The 22,764-nt window shown below is 69.7% G+C and carries 16 protein-coding genes; 4 read left to right on the forward strand and 12 right to left on the reverse strand.

Annotated elements, in window-relative coordinates:
- The first annotated feature begins 70 nt into the window (after positions 1–70).
- Positions 71–508: a VanZ family protein gene (locus ITJ57_RS15240; RefSeq protein WP_194670903.1), complete on the forward strand. Its 438-nt coding sequence runs from the start codon at positions 71–73 to the stop codon at positions 506–508.
- Here ITJ57_RS15240 and ITJ57_RS15245 read toward each other — a convergent pair.
- The 6 genes from ITJ57_RS15245 to ITJ57_RS15270 all read right to left on the reverse strand — a co-directional run bounded on the left by ITJ57_RS15245 (position 484) and on the right by ITJ57_RS15270 (position 7,393).
- Positions 484–1,794: a UDP-glucose/GDP-mannose dehydrogenase family protein gene (locus ITJ57_RS15245; protein WP_056014500.1), complete on the reverse strand. Its 1,311-nt coding sequence runs from the start codon at positions 1,792–1,794 to the stop codon at positions 484–486. The genes ITJ57_RS15240 and ITJ57_RS15245 overlap by 25 nt on opposite strands.
- The gene (locus ITJ57_RS15250; RefSeq protein WP_194670904.1) at positions 1,791–2,441 is read right to left on the reverse strand and encodes a thymidine kinase; all 651 of its coding nucleotides are present in this window, start codon (positions 2,439–2,441) and stop codon (positions 1,791–1,793) included. Before ITJ57_RS15250 ends, ITJ57_RS15245 begins: the two co-directional genes overlap by 4 nt.
- A gap of 93 nt (positions 2,442–2,534) precedes the next feature.
- Complete coding sequence (locus ITJ57_RS15255) at positions 2,535–4,001, reverse strand: malate:quinone oxidoreductase (protein ID WP_194670905.1); 1,467 nt, start codon at positions 3,999–4,001, stop codon at positions 2,535–2,537.
- A gap of 134 nt (positions 4,002–4,135) precedes the next feature.
- Positions 4,136–4,858 (reverse strand): SGNH/GDSL hydrolase family protein, encoded by a 723-nt coding sequence (locus tag ITJ57_RS15260; protein ID WP_194670906.1) that lies wholly within the window; start codon positions 4,856–4,858, stop codon positions 4,136–4,138.
- Positions 4,859–4,887: 29 nt separating this feature from the next.
- Positions 4,888–5,955 carry an aspartate-semialdehyde dehydrogenase gene (locus ITJ57_RS15265; RefSeq protein ID WP_194670907.1) on the reverse strand — a complete coding sequence of 356 codons (1,068 nt, stop codon included), beginning with the start codon at positions 5,953–5,955 and terminating at the stop codon, positions 4,888–4,890.
- A 151-nt stretch (positions 5,956–6,106) separates the two neighbouring features.
- On the reverse strand, positions 6,107–7,393 hold the full coding sequence (locus tag ITJ57_RS15270; protein WP_056014485.1) for an aspartate kinase: 1,287 nt from the start codon (positions 7,391–7,393) through the stop codon (positions 6,107–6,109).
- A gap of 202 nt (positions 7,394–7,595) precedes the next feature.
- Here ITJ57_RS15270 and ITJ57_RS15275 point away from each other — a divergent pair, with 202 nt between their 5' ends.
- On the forward strand, positions 7,596–8,345 hold the full coding sequence (locus ITJ57_RS15275) for a GNAT family N-acetyltransferase (protein WP_194670908.1): 750 nt from the start codon (positions 7,596–7,598) through the stop codon (positions 8,343–8,345).
- A gap of 9 nt (positions 8,346–8,354) precedes the next feature.
- Here ITJ57_RS15275 and recR read toward each other — a convergent pair whose 3' ends face one another.
- The 6 genes from recR to ITJ57_RS15305 form a co-directional block, all read right to left on the reverse strand.
- Positions 8,355–8,954, reverse strand: coding sequence for a recombination mediator RecR (recR, locus tag ITJ57_RS15280; RefSeq protein ID WP_056014479.1), 600 nt, complete (start codon positions 8,952–8,954; stop codon positions 8,355–8,357).
- 3 nt (positions 8,955–8,957) lie between these two features.
- Positions 8,958–11,621 carry a DNA polymerase III subunit gamma and tau gene (locus tag ITJ57_RS15285; protein ID WP_194670909.1) on the reverse strand — a complete coding sequence of 888 codons (2,664 nt, stop codon included), beginning with the start codon at positions 11,619–11,621 and terminating at the stop codon, positions 8,958–8,960.
- A 71-nt stretch (positions 11,622–11,692) separates the two neighbouring features.
- Positions 11,693–13,450 (reverse strand): beta-galactosidase, encoded by a 1,758-nt coding sequence (locus tag ITJ57_RS15290; protein ID WP_194670910.1) that lies wholly within the window; start codon positions 13,448–13,450, stop codon positions 11,693–11,695.
- A gap of 168 nt (positions 13,451–13,618) precedes the next feature.
- A complete protein-coding gene (locus ITJ57_RS15295) occupies positions 13,619–14,971 on the reverse strand; it encodes a sugar ABC transporter substrate-binding protein (protein WP_056014470.1) in 1,353 nt (450 codons plus the stop codon).
- A 196-nt stretch (positions 14,972–15,167) separates the two neighbouring features.
- The gene (locus ITJ57_RS15300) at positions 15,168–16,118 is read right to left on the reverse strand and encodes a carbohydrate ABC transporter permease (RefSeq protein ID WP_056014467.1); all 951 of its coding nucleotides are present in this window, start codon (positions 16,116–16,118) and stop codon (positions 15,168–15,170) included.
- Positions 16,118–17,041 (reverse strand): carbohydrate ABC transporter permease, encoded by a 924-nt coding sequence (locus ITJ57_RS15305; RefSeq protein ID WP_056014464.1) that lies wholly within the window; start codon positions 17,039–17,041, stop codon positions 16,118–16,120. The genes ITJ57_RS15300 and ITJ57_RS15305 overlap by 1 nt, the downstream gene beginning before the upstream one ends.
- 146 nt (positions 17,042–17,187) lie before the next feature.
- On the opposite strand from ITJ57_RS15305, the gene ITJ57_RS15310 reads away from it, so the two are divergent.
- Both ITJ57_RS15310 and ITJ57_RS15315 read left to right on the forward strand, forming a co-directional pair.
- A complete protein-coding gene (locus ITJ57_RS15310) occupies positions 17,188–18,228 on the forward strand; it encodes a LacI family DNA-binding transcriptional regulator (RefSeq protein WP_228507283.1) in 1,041 nt (346 codons plus the stop codon).
- Positions 18,229–18,561: 333 nt separating this feature from the next.
- On the forward strand, positions 18,562–22,464 hold the full coding sequence (locus tag ITJ57_RS15315) for a glycoside hydrolase (RefSeq protein WP_194670911.1): 3,903 nt from the start codon (positions 18,562–18,564) through the stop codon (positions 22,462–22,464).
- Positions 22,465–22,764 lie beyond the last annotated feature (300 nt).

Consider the following 22,764-nt stretch of genomic DNA (forward strand, 5'->3'; position numbering starts at 1 on the left):
GGCACGCCATGGCCTACGATTGCGAGGTGCCGATGGCACGCCCGACGACCGATCTGGAGCCGCACCGCAGATGACCCGCACACCTCGAATCGTCATCGGGGTCCTGCTGCTGGTCTGCCTGTGCGTCATGCTCGGGATCGCGTTCTGGCCGACGCCCGTCGACGCCGACGGACGGGACACCCTGCTGGCGCTCATCGATCGACTCCAGGCCGCCGGAGCGCCGTCCTGGTTCGACTACCGCTTCGTCGAGTCCGCGGCGAACGTCGTGCTGTTCATCCCGCTCGGTGCACTCCTCGCGCTGGAGCTGCCGCTGAAGCTGTGGTGGATCGCTCCGTTGACGACGACGACGTTCTCCGTCGCCATCGAGCTCGGCCAGACGCTGCTCCCTGCTCGGGTCGCGACGATCGCCGACGTCTACGCGAACGCCGCCGGAGGGCTGCTCGGCGCGACGATCGTGCTCGTCGTCCGACTCCTCGTCAGCGGTCAGGGGCGACCGAGACCGACGTAGCGCCAGCCGGCGCCACGCCACGCGTCGACGTCGAGGCAGTTGCGGCCGTCAACGACGATCTTGCCGGCGGTCAGCGCCGCCACCGCCTCCGGGTCGAGGGCGCGGAACGCCTTCCACTCGGTCACGACCACGACGATGTCGGCGTCGGTCACCGCCTCCTCGGCGGACTCCGCGAACATGAGCTGCGGGTGGAGACGACGCGCGTTGGGCACCGCCTCCGGGTCGAACGCGAGGACCTTCGCACCGAGACCGTTCAGCCCGACGGCCACGTCGAGGGCCGGCGAGTCACGGACGTCGTCGCTGTCGGGCTTGAACGCGAGTCCGAGCACCGCGACACGCTTCTGGTAGGCGCTCCCACCGAGCTCCTCGACGACGAGGTCGACGACCCGCTGACGACGACGGAGGTTGATGGCGTCGACCTCCTTGAGGAACGCGACCGACTCGCCGCGCCCCAGCTCCTCGGCACGCGCGGTGAACGCGCGGATGTCCTTCGGCAGGCAGCCACCGCCGAAGCCGACCCCGGCGTTCAGGAAGCGACGGCCGATGCGCGCGTCGTAACCGATCGCGTCGGCGAGCTCCGTGACGTCCGCGTCCGTGACCTCGGCGATCTCCGCCATGGCGTTGATGAACGAGATCTTCGTGGCGAGGAATGCGTTGGCGGCGACCTTGACGAGCTCGGCGGTCGAGTAGCCGGTGGCGACGAGCGGCGTCCCGGTGGCGAGCGCCTGCGCGTACACCTCGTCGAACGCGGCGCGGGCGACAGCGGCGTCCTCGGGGGCCGGAGGCAGACCGTAGACGAGCCGGTCGGGGGCGATGGTGTCCTGGACGGCGAAGCCCTCGCGGAGGAACTCGGGGTTCCAGGCGAGCACGGCACCCGTGGGGGCGACGAGTTCGGCGAGGCGCGCTGCGGTCCCGACGGGCACGGTCGACTTGCCGACGACGACGTCACCGGCCGACAGGTGCGGGAGGAGCGCCGTCACCGCGGCGTCGACGTAGCGCAGATCGGCCGCATTGGAACCGGCCTTCTGCGGTGTACCGACCGCCACGAAGTGCATGGTCGCCCCGGCGGCGTCGGCCATGTCGGTGCTGAACCGCAGGCGACCGGACTCGACACCGGCGAGGAGGAGCTCAGGCAGTCCCGGCTCGAAGATCGGCGAACGACCGGCAGCGAGCGCCTCGATCTTCGCGGGGTCGACGTCGATGCCGACGACCTCGTGACCGATCGATGCCATGGCGGCCGCGTGCACGGCTCCCAGATAGCCGCAGCCGATGACGGAGAGCTTCATGCGTGTGATCCTTCGCTGGTGGGTCGGACGGTGGGAGAGGTGGACGAGAGTCGGCCGCCGGACTCCTGCAGGTAGCAGACGCCGCAGAGCGATTCGTACGTGACCGTGGTGCCGTCGATGGCGACCTGGTCGCCGTCGAAGACGAAGGTGTCGCCGAACCGGCGCCCGTTGAAGATCGCCTTGCGTCCGCAGCGGCAGATCGTCTTCAGCTCCTCGAGGCTGTGCGACACCTCGAGCAGGCGGCGGCTCCCGGGGAAGGCCACGGTCTGGAAGTCGGTGCGGATGCCGTAGGCGAGGACGGGGATGCCCTCTAACAGGGCGATCCGCAGGAGGCCGTCGACCTGCCCGGCGTGCAAGAACTGCGCCTCGTCGACGAGGAGGCAGCTGACGTCCGCGCCGGTCTCCCCGACGACCCGTCGGCGGTGCTCAGCGAACACCTGGACCGCGTCGTCGTCCGGACCGAGCAGGAAGTCGGCGTCGCGGGTGACGCCCAGGCGACTCACGATGGCGGCGTCGCCCTTGGTGTCGAGGGACGGCTTGGCGAGGAGGACGCGGTGACCGCGTTCCTCGTAGTTGAAGGCAGCCTGGAGCAAGGCGGTGCTCTTGCCGGAGTTCATCGCCCCGTAACGGAAGTACAGTTTCGCCACCAGGCAAGCTTAGGGTTCCGAGACGGCACCTGTTGCATCGCTGGCGAGGACCGTCGACAGCCGTTCACCTGCCCCGGAGCGGTAGAGACCGCGTCAGAGCGAGATGTCGAGCGCCTCGGCGGTGCTGCCGAGCACCTCGGCCGCCTTGGCGGGGGCGTCGTTCAGCGTCGAGCCGTACGTCGGGATCATCTCGCGAAGCCGTGGCTCCCACGCCGTCATGCGGTCGGGGAAGCACTTGCGCAGCACGTCGAGCATGATCGGGACGGCCGTCGAGGCGCCTGGTGACGCACCGAGGAGGCCGGCGATCGTGCCGTCGGCGCCGGTGATGACCTCGGTCCCGAACTGCAGGACGCCGCCCTTGTCCTTGTCCTTCTTCATGACCTGAGCGCGCTGGCCGGCCTCGATGAGGTACCAGTCCTCGTCCTTCGCCGTCGGCAGGAACTCCCGCAGGCTCTCCATCTTCTGCGAGCGGGACTGCAGGAGCTGCCCGACGAGGTAGGTGATCAGGCTCGGGTTGTCCTTCGCGACCGCCAGCATCGGGAAGAGGTTGTGCGGGCGGACCTGGGTGACGAGGTCGAGGATGGAACCACGCTTGAGGAACTTCGGGCTGAACGTCGCGTACGGACCGAAGAGGAGGCTCGCCTGACCGTCCACCACGCGGGTGTCGAGGTGCGGGACCGACATGGGCGGGGCACCGACCGAGGCCTGGCTGTAGACCTTGGCCTGGTGCTTCGACACGACCGCGGGGTTGTCGGTCCGGAGGAACTGGCCGCCGATCGGGAAGACGCCGTAGCCCTTGATCTCGGGGATGCCGGACTTCTGCAGTAGTTTGAGCGCCCATCCACCGGCTCCGACGAACACGAAGCGCGCGTTGATCTCCATCGGCGAGCGGCCGAGCGTCTGCCGACCCCGGATCCGCCAGGTGCCGTCTTTCAGCCGCTTGAGCGAGCGGACCTCGTGGTTCAACCGCACGTGGGCGGACGGCGCCGCGTCGAAGAGCTTGTGGGTGAGCGAACCGAAGTCGACGTCGGTGCCGGCCGTGATCCGCGTGGCGGCGATGCGTTCGCCGACGGCGCGACGGTTGATGAGCAGCGGCGCCCACTCAGCGATGACCGCGGGGTCTTCGGAGAACTCGATGCCCGCGAACAGCGGCTGGTCCTTGAGCGCCTCGTACCGCTTCCGCAGGTACTCGACGTCCTTGTCGCCACGCACGAAGGTCATGTGGGGGGTGGGGTTGATGAACGTGTCGGGCTCGCCGAGCAGGCCCTCCTCCACGAGGTGCGCCCAGAACTGGCGGCTGAGCTGGAACTGCTCGTTGATGCCGATGGCCTTGGCCGGGTCGACCTGACCGTGGGCATCCTGCGGCATGTAGTTCAGCTCGCAGAGCGCCGCGTGACCCGTTCCCGCGTTGTTCCACGGGTTGGAGCTCTCGAGCGCGACGTCGCTGAGGCGCTCGTAGACCTCCACCTTCCAATCAGGCTGCACCTGGTGGATGAGGGCGGCGAGCGTGGCGCTCATGATGCCACCACCAATGAGGGCTACGTCGATGGTTTCGGTCACCAGAGCAGTCTAGTCGCGGCGAGGCACGAGCTCTCCACGCGCGCGAGGTCAGTGATCGTCATTCGTCGGATAGCTCGATGTCGAGACAGTTGCCCGCGACGTGCGCGGCGTCCGCTCGACTGCCGAGTGGAGCCTCAGCGTCCGGGGAGTGCGGGCGACAGGGCGTCGAGCTCCTCGAGCATCCGTTGCGCGATGTGCGCGTACCCGGCATCGCTCGGGTGCAGACCGTCGGCGGAGATCCAGGTCGCGGGATCCTCGTCGAGCCAGTGCGATGCCCCCGAGATGTAGTCGGCGTCGATCGTGTCGGCGGCGTCGTGGACCCAGCCGATGATCTGCTCCAGCGAGTCGGGACGCTCCGCCGTGAACCACCAGGGCTCGACGACGACGATCCGCGTCCCGGGCAGGCCGTCGCGCAGGCGCTGGAACTCCGGCAGGATCGCCTCCCGGATCGCCTCCTCGTTGCCCGTCCACTCGAAGTTGTCGTTGATGCCGAGCGCGATGATGAGCACCTCGGGGTGCTGCGCGATGACGTCGGCCGCGACATCGCCGACCTGGTCGCGCTTGCGGACGAAGCCGAGCCCCGGGTACCCGGCGTTGTACTCCGTCCACCCCTCGGCCTGGGCGACGAGCGAGGACCAGCGGGCCGCGGGCGCCGACGCCGCGGACCCCTTCGTGTACGAGTCTCCGTAGAACGCGACCAGCGGACCGACCGCCACCTCCGCGCCGGACCCGGCACGCGCCACGGTGGTCTGCTGCACGTCAGCACGCAGACCGCTCACGGTGACGACCGCGGCCACCGCGACGGCGGCGGCGATGAAGGCGACGAACCAGCGTCGGCGCAGGCGTGGGCGCGACATGTCTCCCCTGTCGGGTTCCGGGGAGCCCGTCAGACCGACGCGGGCTGCGCGAGCAGCTCGGCGGCGACGAGTTCGGCGATCTGCACCGCGTTGAGCGCTGCACCCTTGCGGAGGTTGTCGTTCGAGATGAAGAGCGCGAGGCCCTTCCCGGCCGGAGCGCTCTGGTCGGGCCTGATGCGCCCGACGAACGACGGGTCGGCACCGGCGGCCTCGAGGGGCGTCGGGACGTCGGAGAGCTGGACACCGGGGGCGTCGCGCAGCAGCTCGATCGCGCGCTCCGCCGAGAGGTCGTTCGTGAACTCGGCGTTGATCGAGAGTGAGTGGCCGGTGAAGACCGGCACGCGCACGCACGTGCCGGAGACGAGCAGCTCCGGCAGCTCGAGGATCTTGCGGCTCTCGTTGCGCAGCTTCTTCTCCTCGTCGGTCTCCCCGAGGCCGTCGTCCACGATGGACCCGGCCAGCGGGATGACGTCGAAGGCGATCGGCGCGACGTACTTCTCGGGTGCCGGGAAGTCGATGGCGGAACCGTCGTGCACGAGGCGCGTGAGGTCGCCCTGGGCGACGGCGGCCTCGATCTGGCCGGCGAGCTCGGCAGCGCCGGCGAGGCCGGAACCGGACACGGCCTGGTAGGTGTTCACGATGAGGCGCGACAGCCCGGCCTCGGCGTCCAGCACCTTGAGCACCGGCATGGCGGCCATAGTGGTGCAGTTCGGGTTCGCGACGATGCCCTTCACCGCGTCCTTGATGGCGTACGGGTTCACCTCGCTGACGACGAGCGGGACCTCGGGGTCCATGCGCCACGCGCTGGAGTTGTCGATGACGAGCGCACCGGCGGCGGCGAAGCGCGGGGCGTGCGTCCGCGAACCGGTCGCGCCGGCGGAGAACAGGGCGATATCGATGCCACTGGGGTCTGCCGTCTCGACGTCCTCGACGACGATGTCCTGGCCGCGGAACGGCAGGGTCGTGCCCGCGGACCGCGCGGTCGCGAAGAAGCGGATCTCGCTGATCGGGAACTCGCGCTCCTCCAGCAGGCGGCGCATGACTTTGCCGACCTGACCGGTCGCTCCGACCACACCGACACGTACACCGTTGCTCATGGGGATTCCTCTGGGATCAGGGGTTGTTGTGAACCATCTTGCATCAGGATCGGCCGTGCCGACCCCCTGGGTGGACCATCCGGTGCCTCGAGTCGACCAACCGGTCCCTCAGACGACCGTCCGGCCCCTGAGCTTGTCGAAGGGCGGAGGGCTAGCGGCCGGTACCGCCGTGGACGACGGCCTCGTCCTCGCCGTCGAGACCGAACGCGGAGTGCACCACGTTGGCGGCCTTGTTCAGGGTGTCGGCGCGCGTCACGACCGAGATGCGGATCTCACTCGTCGAGATCATCTCGATGTTGATCCCCGCAGCGCTGAGCGCCTCGAAGAGCTTCGCGGACACACCCGTGTTCGTGCGCATGCCGGCGCCGACGAGCGCGAGCTTGCCGATCTGGTCGTCGTGCTGGATGGCCGAGAAGCCCACCCGCCCCTGCTCGGCGGCGAGGGCGCGCAGCACCTGCTGCGCCTCGGGCTTCGGAAGCGTGAAGGAGATGTCGGTGACGCCGGAGACGGCGGTCGACACGTTCTGCACGATCATGTCGACGTTGCCGCCGGACTTCGCGACGATCGTGAAGATCTCCGCCGCCTTGCCGGGCAGGTCGGGGACGCCGACGACGGTGATCTTCGCTTCGCTGAGGTCGGTCGCGACTCCGGCGACGATGGGCTGCTCCATGGGTGCTTCACCTGCTCCTGGGTTGTTGCGGCCCGCATCGTTCAGGACGAGCGTGCCTTCGTTGTTGTTGAAGGACGAGCGGACGTGGAGCGTCACGCCGTGACGGCGTGCGTACTCGACGGCGCGGATGTAGAGGACCTTCGCGCCCGAGGCGGCGAGCTCCAGCATCTCCTCGCTGGAGATGCGGTCGATCTTGCGCGCCTTCGGCACGACCCGTGGATCGGAGGTGAAGATGCCGTCGACGTCGGTGTAGATCTCGCAGACGTCGGCGTCGAGGGCGGCGGCGAGGGCGACGGCCGTGGTGTCCGAGCCGCCTCGCCCGAGCGTCGTGATGTCGCGGGTGTCGCGGTTGAAGCCCTGGAACCCGGCGACGATGACGATCGCGCCGTCGTCGAGGGCCTCGCGCAAGCGGACCGGGGTGACGTCGACGATGCGGGCGGCGCCGTGCTGGGCGTCCGTGATCATGCCGGCCTGGCTGCCGGTGAAGGAGCGGGCGACGTAGCCCATGCTGCTGATGGCCATCGCGAGGAGCGCCATCGAGATGCGCTCACCGCTCGAGAGGAGCATGTCGAGCTCACGCGGCGCCGGGATGGGCGTGACCTCGTGGGCGAGGTCGAGCAGTTCGTCGGTCGTGTCGCCCATCGCCGAGACGGCGACGACGACCTCGTTGCCCGCTTTGCGGGTCTCGACGATGCGCTTCGCCACGCGCTTGATGCTCTCGGCGTCAGCGACGGATGACCCGCCGAACTTCTGCACGATCAATGCCATCGGATCTCCTGGGGAAGTCGGTGCGGGCACGAGCGGCCCCGCGATCATCCTACCCATCCGAGCATTCCGCGCCGTTCATGTGACGACCCGCTCCCGGTGGCAGGGGATCCGCTCCGCAGCAGGACGCTTCGGCCCGTCCGGTCCTGCTGCCAAGCCGATCTCCTGCGGCGGGGAGGCGGGTGAGCCTCGGTAGGGTTGGCGCATGCAACAGGACGACGCTCGGGTGCTCGCGACGGTGCGCCGCCTCTGGCAGGGGCTCGCCTCGCCGACCGCACGGTTCACCCCGGGACGTGTGGCGGTCGTCGTGAACGCCGGGTCGATGGCCTGCCCGCCCGGCTGGATCGGCGTCGTCGAGATCGCCGGCAGTGCTCTCGCGATCGTGCCCGAGGAGGAGACCGCGAGACGGCTGGCCATCGAGGACGAATCACCGAAGAACGTCGGCACCGTCGACTTCCTGCGATCCCGGATGCAGATCGCCGAGGTCCTCGGGCCGGCGACCCTCGACTACCTGCTGCCCGGCCGGTTCACGCCCGCCGAGGAGATCGACGTGGTCGCGAGCAAGGCGAGCGACCCGGCCATCGAGTCCATGCTGTCGAAGGTGGGCGACGATGAGGCCTCGGAGAGCGGGATCTTCGGGATCACCTCTCCCCTGTTCTCCGTGCGGGACCACGGACGTGTGCTGGCCGTCGCCGGCTACCGCTCCTGGCCGCTCGGGGTCGCACACGTGACGGCGCTGACGGCACCGGAGGCTCGCGGGACCGGTCTCGCGACTCGGCTCGCCTCGACCGCCGTCGAGCACGCGCTCGAGCACAACCTGCTCCCCCAATGGCGGGCGGCCGACACGAACCCCGGATCGCGAGCGGTCGCGAGGAAGCTCGGCTTCTCCGCTGTCGGTCGGCAGCTCTCGGTGCGGCCGGTGGTCGCCGAGTGGCCCTCACCGTCCGCCGACTGAGCGGCCGACTCAGCCGCTGACGACGGTGCGGCCCTCGAACGCGCGTCCGAGGGTGACCTCGTCGGCGTACTCGAGGTCGCCGCCGACGGGCAGGCCGGAGGCGAGTCGGGTGATGCGGATCCCCATCGGGAGCAGCAGCCGACTGAGGTAGGTGGCGGTCGCTTCGCCCTCGAGGTTCGGGTCGGTCGCGATGATGACCTCGGTGACCGTACCGTCGGCCAGACGCTGCATGAGCCGACGGATGTTGAGGTCGTCCGGCCCGACGCCGTCGATGGGGCTGATGGCACCCCCGAGCACGTGGTAGAACCCACGGAACTCGCGCGTGCGCTCGATCGCGACGACGTCCTTCGGCTCTTCGACGACGCAGATGAGTGCCGGGTTGCGTCGCGGATCGCGGCACACACTGCAGAGGTTCTGCTCGGAGATGTTGCCGCAGATCTCGCAGAACTTCACCTTCTCGCGCACGACGGTGAGCAGCTCGGCGAGCTTCGACACGTCGAACGACTCCGTCTGGAGGATGTGGAACGCGATGCGCTGCGCCGACTTCGGACCGATGCCCGGCAGTCGCCCGAACTCGTCGATCAGATCTTGGACGATTCCCTCGTACATGGCCTACCGCCCTCCGGAGCGCGGCTCGTGCGGCTGCTCCTCGATGAATGTGGCGCCGAGGAGCTCGCGGACGACGCTCTCGCCGTACCGGTTGTCGCCCGCCGGATGGGATCCCGCCGACGCCGGAGGCGCCTGACGCATCTTGACGAGCGGCTGCCGGCGCTCCGCCACGGGTGGGGCGGCCGAGGCGGCCGGCGCCGGAGTGGCGGGAGCCGAGGCCGCCGCCGCGGGCGCCGGGGCGTCGTAGGGGTCGGGGTACGGCGGCTCGTCGTCCGGCGGCGGTGCGTCCGCGTCGGACGGGATCGAGACCACGTCCCAGGTGACGGTCCGCGAGCCGAGCGCGTCGCCGTTGGCGGGACCTCGGGCGGGCGCCTGCTGGCGCGGCGGTGCGGCCTGCTGGCGCGAGGCGGGCGGGGTGGTCGTCGGCGTGGGAGCTGCGGAACCGGTGGGCTGGGCGGGCTGCCCTTCGACAAGCTCAGGGACCGGAGATGGGGGCGTCGAGGAGGCAGGCGCCGGAGACGAGGTAGGCCCCTCGACAGGCGCCGGGACCGGGGATGGTGGCGTCGCGGAGGCGGGCCCACGTGACGAGGTGGGCCCTTCGACAGGCTCAGGGACCGAGGACGGTTGCGGCGCCGAGGCAGGGACCGGAGACGGCTCAGGGACCGAGGACGGTTGCGACGCCGAGGCAGGGGCCGGGGACGGCTCGGGGTCGTCGGCCGGCGGGGCGACCGTCGCCCAGGAGGAGGACGAGACCGATGCGCGCTCCTCGACCGGTGCCGCAGGCGACGGAGCAGGAGCCGACGACTCGACGGCGGGCGTTCCCGGGCCGGTGGATGCGGGCTCGACCGAGGACGCGGCGTCCGCTCCTCCGGCAGGCGCGACCGTCGGCCACGAGGGACGCGACCCTGCCGAGGCGGAGCCGGCTGACGACGCCGGAGCGGAAGGCGCCGGGACGTTCTGCGGCAGGCTCGGCGTCGACCAGGCGGACGGCTCCGAGGAGGCGGGGCCTGACGCCGGCGCAGCGGCGCGGACCGCCGGCGGCTCCTCGGCCCCCGCGACCTTGGCGAGGTACTTGACCCGCACGCCGAGGACGTCGAGCACCGCGGTGCGCAGGACCTCGGCCACCCCGGTGCCCGGGGCGTGGCGGGCCTTGAAATCGTTGAGGTCGCTGTTGTTCGCGAACAGGAGGGTGAGGACCTCGTCGTCGGAGTAGCCACCGACCTGGGCGTTGACGACGATCATCCACGCCTTGCGGTCGGCCTTCTCGACGCGGGCGACGATCTCCGGCCAGGCGTCGCGGACGAGCTGCAAGGTGACCGGGCCGACGCGGGGCGCAGCCGGGGCCGGGGCCGGAGCCGGAGGGGCGACCGGCTCGGGGACCGGAGACGACGCGGAAGCCGGGGCCGGCGTGGAAGACGGCCCCGAGGCCGGGACGGCGGCGACCGAGGCGGACGCCGGAACCGACGCCGACGGCGCCACAGCTGCTGGGTCGGCGGCGACGCCGTCGACACCGATACGGCGCTCGAGGCGCTCGACCCGGACGAGCGCGCCACGGGCGGAGTCGTCGGCCGCGGGGACGAGGATGCGGGCCATCATGAGTTCGAGGTGGAGCCGCGGCGAGGTCGCGCCCGTCATCTGGGTGAGCGCCTCGTTGACGACGTCCGCCGTGCGGGACAGCTCGGCGATGCCGAACGCCCGTGCCTGGCCGAGCATCTTGTCGAGTTCGTCCTGGGGCAGACCGCGCAGCACGGCGGCCGCGTTCTCGCCGGTGGCGGCGACGACGATGAGGTCGCGGAGCCGTTCGAGCAGGTCGTCGACGAAGCGGCGTGGGTCCTGACCCGTCTGGATAACGCGGTCGACCGTGCTGAACGCGGCTCCGGAATCACGCGCGGCGAGGGCGTCGACGACCTCGTCGAGCAGCGCGGTGTGCGTGTAGCCGAGCAGCGCGACCGCGCGTTCGTAGTCGACCGAGTCGCCCTCCGAGCCGGCCATCAGCTGGTCGAGCAGCGACAGGGTGTCGCGGGCCGAACCGCCACCGGCACGGACCACGAGCGGCAGGACGCCCGGCTCGACGCCGACGTGCTCGCTGTCGCAGAGCTGCTGCACGTAGTCGAGCATCTGGGCCGGCGGGATGAGCCGGAACGGGTAGTGGTGGGTGCGCGAACGGATGGTGCCGATCACCTTGTCGGGCTCGGTCGTCGCGAAGATGAACTTCACGTGCTCCGGCGGCTCCTCGACGATCTTCAGCAGCGCGTTGAAGCCCTGCGGAGTGACCATGTGCGCCTCGTCGAGGATGAAGATCTTGTAGCGGTCGCGGGCCGGCGCGAAGATGGCGCGCTCGCGGAGGTCGCGGGCGTCATCGACACCGTTGTGGCTGGCGGCGTCGATCTCGACGACGTCGAGCGACCCCGAGCCGTCGCGCGAGAGGTCGACGCAGCTCGCGCAGACGCCGCAGGGGGTGTCGGTCGGGCCCTCGGCGCAGTTGAGGCAGCGCGCCAGGATCCGGGCCGAGGTCGTCTTGCCACAGCCTCGCGGACCGCTGAACAGATAGGCGTGATTGACCCGGTTGGTGCGCAGGGCCGTCATGAGGGGATCGGTGACCTGCGCCTGACCGATCATCTCGGCGAACGTCTCGGGCCGATACCGGCGATACAGAGCAGTGACCACCCACCAATGGTAGCCGTCGCCTCCGACATCGGGGCCGCTGCCGGAAGCGGACGGCCGTCGCTCAGGCGGGCCTAGAACTCCACGGGACCGAGCGACGGACGGGCCAGGAAGGAGAGCTCCGGCGAGGTCAACGCGTGGAACTCGAACACGGTGAACCGGTTCGCCCCCGCACGCAACTGACCACCCGGGACGTAGAGCGTGTGCTGCGGCCCTCTCGACCAGTAGCGGCCGAGCAGGAAGCCGTTCACCCACACGAGTCCCTTGCCCCAGTCGACGGTGTCGAGGAACAGGTCGGTGGGCGCCTCGAGCGTGACGGTCGCGGTGAGCAGCACCGGTCCGGCACCGCTGATCGGTGCGCCAGGCACCTGTGAGGCCGCGGCGTCGACGACCTCGTCGAGTCGGTCGAGGGCGACGGGCGCGATCCCCCAGTCCGTCAGTTCGACGCCGTCGAGCGACACCGGCCCGATGATCCCCTTGGGCTCGCCCAGGCGCTTGCCGTAGTTGACGCGTCCCTGGTTCTCGAGGAGGAGTTCGAGCGTCTCGCCCGCCGGGATCACGAGGGAACGTTCCTGGAACTCGCGGGTCAGCGTCCCGACCGGCGCGCCGTCGACGGACACGACGACGCGGTCGCGTACCTCGCCGAACCGCAGCACGCCGCCACGTCCGCCGAGCTCCGCGCGGTAGCGGGCGAGACCGCTGAAGGCCCCGAGTTCGTCCATCGTCGGGATCCGGTCGAACGCTTCGAGTGGTGCGAGCACATCGGCGACCTTCGCGAAGGACACCTCCGACTCGAAGGCGGCGGTGAACGCCGGCGCGTCCGTCGCGGCGGGCGGGACGTCCGTCGGCACCTCGGCGTACTTCGCGATCACGTCGCGGAAGGCGAAGAACTTCTCCGTCGGGTGGCCGGCCTCGTCGAGCGGGGCGTCGTAGTCGTAGGACGTGACGTGGGAGCGGTACTGCCCCTTGTCGTTCGCACCGCCGGTGAATCCGAAGTTCGTCCCGCCGTGGAACATGTAGATGTTGACCGATGCACCGGTCGCGAGCAGCGCGTCGAGGTCGGCGGCCGTCTCCGCCACCGGGGTCGTGTGGTGGTGCTCCCCCCAGTGGTCGAACCACCCGTCCCAAAACTCCGAGCACATGAGAGGCCCGGTCGGCTGGTGCTCCCGCAGCGTCGCGAGGCGTTCGAGCGAGCGGCTGCCGAAGGAACCGGTCTTGTGGAGTTCGGGGATGCTGCCGTCCTCGAGCATCTGCGGGGTCGGCTGGTCGACCGTCGTCAGCGGCACGGTGATCCCGAGCTCGCGGGTCCAGGCGGTCAGCGTGCGGAGGTAGTCGTGGTCGTCCCCGTAGGCGCCGTACTCGTTCTCGACCTGCACGAGGATGACGGGACCGCCGCGGTCGATCTGCCGCGTGGCGACGATCGGGAGGAGGGCCTCGAAGTACTCGCGGACGGCCGCGAGGTACCGGGGCTCGCTGCGACGCAGTCCGAGCTCCGGGTCGTGGAGCAGCCAGCCCGGCAGGCCGCCGTTGTCCCACTCGGCGCAGATGTAGGGGCCGGGGCGCACGATCGCGTACATGCCGGCGTCGGCGATGAGGTCGAGGAAGCGCTCGAGGTCGTTGGAGCCGCTGGTGTCGAACACGCCGCGCGCGGGACTGTGCTGGTTCCAGGCCACGTACGTCTCGATCGTGTTGAGCCCCATGAGCTTCGCCTTCGCGATGCGGTCCGCCCATTGCTCGGGGTGCACCCGGAAGTAGTGGAGGGCTCCGGAGAGGATCCGGAACGGCTGGCCGTCGAGCAGGAAGTCGTCGGCGCCGATGGAGAACGTGGGCATGCTGGGGCTCCGTGATGAAGAGGTCGGGATGGAGCGACCGTGGCCGGCCCGACGAGACCCTGAGGGTCCGTCGACCGGCCACGGTCGATGCTGCTGGTGGTGCAGGTGCCCGCGGTGAGACCGCAGGCCGCGCCACCGGCTCCGGGAGGGACCGGAGCCGGTGGACGACTACTTCTCGGTGACCGTGAAGCCCTGCGTGTTGCCGTACTCGACGAGCTGCTTCTGCCAGTCGGCCAGACCGTCGTTCAGGTCGGCCCGGTTGGCGTAGGACTGCCCGACGGTGTCCGCGAAGATGCTGTTCGCGTAGACCTGGTAGGGCAGGTACTGCCAACCCGTCGACACGTCCTTGGCACCCTGGACGAGCACCTCGTTGATCTTCTGTCCACCGAAGTACTCGGGGGCGGCGGAGAGGAACTCGTCGGAGTTCAGGTCGGCGGTGGTCGCCGGGAAGCCGCCGTTGTCGAGGAAGACCTTGACGCTCTCCTCGTCGTTGTTCAGCCACTTGAGGAAGCCCGCGGCGAGCGCCGGGTTCTTGCTCTGCTTCAGCACGACCTGGCCACCGCCACCGTTCTCGGCGTTGGCCGGCTTGCCGTCGTAGGTCGGGATCGGGGCGACGCGCCACTGGCCGGAGGCCTCGGCGACGGACGACTCGAGCACACCGGGCATCCAAGCGCCCGTGATGAGCGTCGCGATGCTGCCGTTGCCGAGCGACTTGTACCAGTCGTCGCTCCACCCGGGGACGTCGGAGAGCAGGTCGCCCTCGACGAGCTGGTTCCAGGTGTCGGCCCACTTCTTCGAGCCCTCGTCGGCGAGGTTGACGCTCACCTTGGTGCCGTCGGCGGTGAACGGACGACCGCCGGCCTGCCAGATCATGCTGGTCGCGAAGCCGGAGTCACCGGAGTCGTTGGTGATGTACTTCGACGGGTCGGCGGTGTGCAGCTGGGCTGCGGCGGCGATGTACTCGTCCCAGGTGGTCGGGACGGCGATGCCGTACTGGTCGAACACCGTCTTGTTGTAGAACATGGCCATTGGGCCGGAGTCCTGCGGGAGGGCGTACAGGCCGTCGCCGATGTTGACGGAGCTCCACGGGCCGGGGCTGTAGTCGTCCTTGAGGTCGCCGAAGCCGTAGGCGTTGAGGTCGACGAGGGAGTCGCTCAGCGCGAACTGCGGGATGGCGTAGTACTCGACCTGCGCGACGTCGGGGGCACCCTTGCCGGCCTTGATCGCGTTCTGCAGCTTCGTGTACTCGGTGGTGTTGGTGCCGGCGTTGACGAGGTTGACCTTGACCTTGGGGTAGGCCTTCTCGAACGCGGCGACCTGGGCCTCGGCGGACGGGGTCCACGACCAGTAGGTGAGCTCGCCACCGGCCTCGAGGGCCGATTCGATGTCCTTCGCGTCGCCAGAGGCGGTGGTGCCGCCACCGGACGAGCAGGCGACGAGCGAGGCTCCGATCATCGCGGACGCGACGGCCGCCGTGGCCGCGCGGCGCAGGACCGTGCGGGACGGTGAGATGCGCTTCATGGGTGTTTCCTTTCACTGCGTTGGGAGGAGGAGTGGTGCTGGTGGCCCTTCGACAAGCTCAGGGACCGGGGGAAAGCGGTTGTGGGACGGGGCCCTTCGACAAGCTCAGGGACCGGGGAGGGAGCTCAGGGACCGGGAGGGAGTTCAGGGACCGGGGAGGGAGTTCAGGGACCGGGGAGGGAGTTCAGGGAGCGGATCATCCCTTGACGCTGCCGGCGCTGAGGCCGGACTGCCAGAAGCGCTGCAGGAAGAGGAACGCGATGACGATCGGGACGATGGTCAGGAGCGATCCGGTGATCACGAGGTTGAAGATCGGCTGGGCCGCGACACCCGTGGCCTGTGCGCTCCATTGGCTGAGGCCGACGGTGAGCGGATACCAGGTGGGTTCGGAGAGCATGATCAGCGGCAGGAAGTAGTTGTTCCAGGTCGCGACGATCGCGAAGAGGAGGACCGTGACGATGCCGGGACCGAGCAGCCGGAGCGAGATCGTGAAGAAGGTGCGGAACTCACCCGCGCCGTCCATCCGCGCCGCTTCGAGCAGTTCGGTGGGCACCGCGTCGACCGCATACGTCCAGATCAGGTAGAGGCCGAACGGGCTCACGAGCGAGGGCAGGATGACGGCCCACGGGGTGTTCGTCAGGCCGAGCTGGCTGAACATGAGGAACGTCGGCACGGCGAGCGCGGTGCCCGGCACCGCGATGGAGCCGAGGATGATCGCGAAGACCGCACGCTTGCCCGGGAACCGGAACTTCGCGAGCCCGTAGCCGCCGATCGTCGCGAGGAGGGTCGCCCCGCCGGCGCCGACGACCACGTAGAGGAGCGTGTTGCCGAACCAGCCGACGAACTGTCCGTCGCGGTAGGTCACGGTGTCGACGATGTTCTGCCACAGGTTGAACCCGCCGTCGCCGAACCAGAGGCCGAAGGAGGAGAAGAGGTCGGGCTGGGACTTCGTCGCGTTGATGACGAGCCAGAGGATCGGGACGACGGAGTAGATGAGGAACACGGCCATGACGATCGTCAGGACGAGCGAGCGCTTGCGGCGCGGATCGTGGCGCTTCCGGGTGGGGCGGTCGAAGGCGCGTGCGTTGCGGGCGGTGCTCGTCGAGACGGTCTGCGGACGCACGGTGGGGTTCGAGACGGTGGCCATCAGCTGTTCTCCTGTCGGGAGCCGCGCACCTGCACGACGTAGGCGATGACGGCGGTGATGACGCCCATGATGATCGCGACCGTGGCCGCGAGGTTGAACTGCTGACCCGCGAAGGACAGGTTGTAGGCGTACATGTTCGGCGTGAAGTTGCTTGTGATCACGTTGGGGGCGAGGTTCTTCAGCAGGTTCGGCTCGTTGAAGAGCTGGAAGGACCCGATGACGGAGAAGATCGTCGCGATGACGAGCGCGCCGCGGAGGGCGGGGATCTTGATGCTGAAGACCGTGCGGAACTGTCCGGCGCCGTCGATCTCGGCCGCCTCGTAGATCTCGCCGGGGACCACCCGGAGGGCGGCGTAGAAGATGAGCATGTTGTAGCCCATGAACTCCCACGTGACGATGTTGCCGATGGAGGCGAGGACGGCCTGCGAGCTGAACGGCTCGAGGATCTGCGCGCCGACGAGGTCGTTGAAGCTGCCCGCGAGTCCGAACTGGTCGCCGTAGATGAAGCCCCAGATGAGCGCTGCGACGACGCCGGGCACCGCGTACGGCAGGAAGAGGGCGATGCGGAAGAAGGCGGCGCCGTGCAGTCGGGCACTGTCGAGTGCGAGTGCGGCCGTGAGGGACAGGGCCAGCATGATCGGCACCTGCACGACGAAGAACAGCGCGACGCGGCCGAACGGCTCCCAGAACTTCGGGTCCTGGAAGACCTGGAGGTAGTTGTCGAACCCGACGAAGGCGTTGCCACCGATGAGCTTCTCCTGGAAGAAGCTGAGGTAGAGCGCGTAGACGAGGGGCGCGATGATCATCAGCGCGAAGACGATCATGAAGGGGGCGATGAACGCCCACCCCTTCCAATCCCGGCGGTCGCGGCGGTGGACGCGGACCGCTGGTGGCCGGCCGGTGCGAGCGGTCGTGGTGGTCATGGGCAGCTTCCTTGCTGGATTCGGGTGGAACCGTCGTGCGGTGTGGCGTGGTGGGGGTGTCGCCGGTGATGTTTACGTCAACATCTGTTCGGTACCATAGCATGTTCACGTCAACATGCAAGGATGGATGCGACGATAGGGAGACCATGACGGACACGACCCAGCGAGCGCCTGGCCGCGCCAGACGTGCGCCCTCCATGGCGGACGTCGCCGCCCACGCCGGCGTCTCCTCGCAGACGGTGTCGCGCGTCGCGAACGGGCTGACGAACGTCGACGACGGCACCCGCGACCGCGTCCTCGAAGCGATGACCGAGCTCGGCTACCGCCCGAACCGGGCCGCCCGCGCCCTCCGGTCCGGCCGGACCCGCAGCATCGGCATCACGATGTTCACCCTCTCCTCCTACGGCAACATGCGCACGCTCGACGCGATCACCGTGCAGGCGGCGCGGGCCGGGTACTCCGTCACCGTCGTCCCGGTCGAGTACCCGACGCAGCGCGATGTCGCCGTCGCCCTCGACAGCCTCCGCGAGCAGGACGTCGACGGGCTCATCATCGTGATCGAGTCGCACATCGTCGACGGCGCCGACGTCGAGCTGCCGGCCGGCCTGCCCGTCGTCGTCATCGACTCGGCCGCGCGCACCGACTACCCGGTCGTCGACAACGACCAGGCGCAGGGTGCGGCGTTGGCGACCCAGCACCTCCTCGACCTCGGGCACCAGGGCGTGTGGCACATCGCCGGTCCCCGCACCTCCTACTCGGCGGCCCGTCGTGAGCAGAGCTGGGGCGACACCCTGCGCGCGGCCGGCATCACGCCGCCGCCCGCGTTCCGTGGCGACTGGTCGACGACCTCCGGCTACGAGATCGGCCTCGAGATCGCCGAGCGCCCGGAGATCACCGCCGTCTTCGCCTCGAACGACCAGATGGCGCTCGGACTCCTGCGCGCCCTGCACGAGCGGGGGCGTGCCGTGCCGGAGTCGATCAGCGTGGTCGGCTTCGACGACACCCCGGAGTCGGACTCCTTCTGGCCGCCGCTCACGACCGTGCACCAGGACTTCGACGAGATCGGGCGCCGGGCGATCACGACGCTCCTCCGCGAGATCGAGGAGGGCCCGTCGGCGTCCTCCGAGCCGTTGACGCCGACCCGTCTCGTCGTGCGAGCGAGCACCGCTCCCCCACCCACGCACTGACCGGCACCCGTCCGGTCATTGAGCTGCACCCGTCCGGTCATTGAGCTGCACCCGTCCGGTCATTGAGCTGCACCCGTCCGGTCATTGAGCTTGTCGAAATGCCCACCTCCGCACTTCGACAGGCTCAGTGACCGGAAACGGGGAGCTCAGTGACCGGAAACGGGGAGCTCAGTGACCGGAAACGGGGAGCTCAGTGACCGGCTCATCCTTGACACCCGAGCGAGGGGTCGCCCATACTCGTCGGAAATGTTGACGTGAACACGGTGGCATGACGCTCCGAAATGTTCACGTGAACATCGATCTGCACCACGGCCTCCAACGAAGGAACCACCGATGACACTGCCGTCACCAGTCCGCCGCCGAACGATCGGAGCGACCGTCGCCGTCGCCCTCGGCATCGCCGCGATCGCACCAGCACTCGCCACCGTGGAGGCGCCGCCGGCCGCCGCCGCGGAGGGCACCGCCCTGACCATCACACCGAACCCCGCCTACCAGAACGAAGCCTTCGAGGGCTGGGGCACGAGCCTGGTCTGGTTCGCCAACGCGACCGGCGACTACCCGGCCGACGTCCGCCAGGACCTGTTCGACAAGGTGTTCGGCGAGGACGGACTCAACCTCAACATCGCCCGCTACAACATCGGCGGCGGCAACGCCAGCGACGTCCCGCCCTACCTCCGCGCCGGCGGCGCCGTCGACGGCTGGTGGAACCCCGAGCTCGGCGCGAGCGACGCCGACGGGCCTATCACCTCCGACTACGCCGACCGCGACCGCTACGCCGCGGCCTGGGACGCCGACGACCCGGCCTCCTACGACTTCACGGCCGACGAGACCCAGCGCTGGTGGCTCACGGCCCTCAAGGACAAGATCACCAAGTGGGAGGCGTTCAGCAACTCCCCGCCGTACTTCATGACCGAGAGCGGCTACGTCTCCGGCAACGTCAACGCCGCCGACGAGCAGCTGAAACCCGAGAGCGTCGACGACTTCGTCGCGTACCTCACCACCGTGGTCGACCACCTCGAGGCCGACACCGGCATCGACTTCGACACGATCGACCCGTTCAACGAACCGAACACGAACTATTGGGGCACGCAGATCGACGAGGCCACGGGTTGGCCGAAGGGCGGCCGGCAGGAGGGCGCGCACATCGGGCCCGCCATGCAGGACACCGTGATCAAGGCCCTCGCGGAGCGCCTGGCTGCCGAGGGCACGTCCACGGAGGCGGTCATCGCCGCGATGGACGAGACCAACCCAGGCATCTTCGCCACGAACTGGAACGGCTGGTCACAGGCCGCCAAGGACCTCGTGACGCAGCTCAACGTCCACAGTTACGGACAGGGCGGCAGCGTCGTCGCACGCGACATCGCGAAGACCGCCGGCAAGCCGCTCTGGATGAGCGAGGTCGAAGGCGACTGGGACTCCAGCGGCAAGCACAACCTCACGAACATCGACAACGGCATCGGCATGGCGACGCACCTCATCGACGACCTCCGGAACCTCGAGCCGACGGCTTGGGTCCTCTGGCAGCCGGTCGAGGACCTCTACAACATGGAGAAGGTCGAGAAGCTCAACTGGGGCAGCGTCCTCATCGACTTCGACTGCAACGCCGAGGGCGACTCCGAGCGCCGCATCGCCGACGGTGACGCCGACCCGAGCTGCTCCGTGCAGACGAACGCGAAGTACAACACGCTCCGGAACTTCACCCACTACGTGCAGCCCGGCGACCACCTCATCCCGTCCACCGATGCGGAGACCACCACGGCCCTGCGCGCCGACGGCACCGGCGTGAACCTCGTCCACGCGAACCCGTCGACCTCGGCTCGGACGATCACCATCGACCTGTCCAAGTTCGCCAGCATCGCACCCGGCGCCACCGTCACTCCCGTGGTCACCACCGAGTCCCCCGCGGACGACGTCACCGCGAACGCCCTCGTGCAGGGCGCGGCCGTCGCGATCGACCCCGTCACCAAGCAGGCGACGTTGACCGTCCCCGCGAAGTCGGTCACCACCTTCCTCGTCGACGGCGCCACCGGTGTCGCTGCGGACGCCGCACCGTTCCAGGACGGACACGGCTACCAGCTCGTCGGGAAGCAGAGCGCGAAGGCGTTCACCGCGTCCAACTCCACGGGTACGGTCCCGGCCGGCACGATCGCGCCTCGCGCGTCCGACGCCGCCACCGGCGCCGCCCAGGTCTGGACCGCCGAACTCCTGTCCGGCGGGGGCACCAGCACCGCCCGGTACGCGATGCGCAGCGGTTCGGGCGCGCTCCTCGCCGCGAGCTCGGCCGGGACGTCCCTGGCGACCGCGACCCGGGAACAGGCCGCGACCGACCCGTCCCTGCAGTGGATCCCCACGACGACGAACGGCGCCGAGTGGAGCCTCGTGAACGCGGGCACCAGTCAGGCACTCGAGGTCGGCGGACAGTCGACCACGACGGGCGCTGCCGTCGGTGTCTACCAGTCGAACAACGGCGCGAACCAGACCTGGGCCTTCGTCGACATCGCGCTCACCGGCGTCCAGCCGGTCGTGGCGCAGACCATCGCCGGTGTGCCTGCCGCGCTGCCGAACACCGTCGTCCCGCTCTACGGCACCGTGCAGGGCTCGCCCGTCCCGGTCACCTGGGACACCTCGGCCGTGGATTGGAACACCCCCGGCACGATCGTCGTGACCGGGTCCGGCACTGACGGGTGGGGAACGGCCTTCACCGCGCAGGCGACCGTCGACATCGGCGGGTTCACCACCACGGAGCCCGTCTCGCTGACCGTCGCGGCCGGCACGCCGGCGAGCGCCGTGATCGACGCCGTCCCGGCCACCGTCCCCGCGCAGATCGGGGCGAGCGTCAACCGCTTCGACGCCGCGGTGACGTGGGTTGTCGACGCGTTGACCGACGAGGACTTCGCCGAACCCGGCGTGGTCCGGGTGACGGGCACCGCGGTCTCCAACGACCCGGCGGCCGCACCGATCGACGCCCTCCTGTCGGTCATCGTGACGGCTCCCGGCGAGCGCAACATCGCTCCCGACCCGACGACCGTCGCGAGTGCGACGTCGATGGAGTCGGGCTACCCGGCGAGCAACACGAAGAACGGCGTACGCACCGACAAGGGGTGGTCGAACTGGCGGTCGTCGGACAAGCCGGCGGGCGACACCCTCAGCTATGAGCTGGGTTCCGCGCAGACGGTCGAGCACGTGACCTTCTACGCCTACAAGGACGGTGGGACGAACAGCTGGCCGAGTGCGCTGACGGTGCAGTACCGCGACGCCGACGGGACATGGATCGATGCGCCGGGCGGAGCGGTCACCGTGCCGGTTCCTGCCGGCGGGACGGCACCGGTCGTCGACGTCGACCTCGGCGGCGTGTCGACCTCGGCCGTGCGCGTCGTCATGACGGCGTACCCGAACACGCACCTCGTCGTCTCGGAGGTGGAGATCTACGCGCTCGCGCCGTCGGTCGCCACCGAAGCCGGCCTCGCGGCCCTGCGGGTGAACGGCACACCGGTCGAGGGCTTCGACGCAAGCGTGCTCGAGTACGAGGTGCCGCTGGCCGGCTCCGCGGATCCCGTGATCGACGCGATCCCGGCCGACCGCGACGCGACGGTCACGATCGAACCGCTCGCCGCTGCTCCGGCTGCGGCGGCCCGTGCTGCGGCTGACGCGAGCGACGGTGTCGTCATCACGGTGACGGCGGCCGACGGCGCGACCACGCAGACGACGACGATCACCTTCGCCAGGACGGCGGTCGCGACCGCGACGTTGGCGAGCGTGGCGCGCGAAGGGGTCGCGACGACCGCGGCGGTCGTCCTCGACCCGGAGGACGCCACCGTGGTCTACGCGTGGCTGCTCGACGGCGAGGTGCTGGACGGGGCCGACACGGCGACGTTCACCCCGCCCGTCGGCAGCGCCGGTGCCGCGCTCTCAGTGCGGGTGACGGTCTCGGCCGACGGCTTCGCACCCGTCGAGACGACGTCCGCACCGGCGACCGTCCTGGCCGCCGTGGTGGACCCGGGAACCGATCCCGGCACCGACCCGGGGACGAACCCCGGGACCGGGCCCGGCACGGGTTCCGGCGGCACGGTCGGGAGCGGTGACGGCACGAGCTCGCCCTCGGGTGGTTCGGCCGCGGGCGCCGACTCGCTGTCCCGCACGGGCGTCGACGTGTCGACCGTCGGGCTCGTCGCGCTGCTCCTCGGCCTCGTCGGCTTCGGCTCCGTGCTCGTCGCGCGACGCCGACGCTCGGCCTAGCCGACCGCACCTCGACAGGCTCGGTGACCGGACCCCCTCTGGTCCCTGAGCCTGTCGAAGGGATGCAAACGACAGAACCCGCACTTCGACAAGCTCAGTGACCAGAACGGCTCCCGCGGAGAACCCCGGTCCCTGAGCCTGTCGAAGGGCACCCGACCGACACCGCACTTCGACAAGCTCAGCGACCAGAATGATCCCCGCGGAGAACCCCGGTCCCTGAGCCTGTCGAAGGGCACCCGACCGACACCGCACTTCGACAAGCTCAGTGGCCAGAATGATCCCCGCGGAGAACCCCGGTCC

Source organism: Plantibacter sp. VKM Ac-2880, from assembly GCF_015351235.1.
GTDB lineage: Bacteria > Actinomycetota > Actinomycetes > Actinomycetales > Microbacteriaceae > Plantibacter.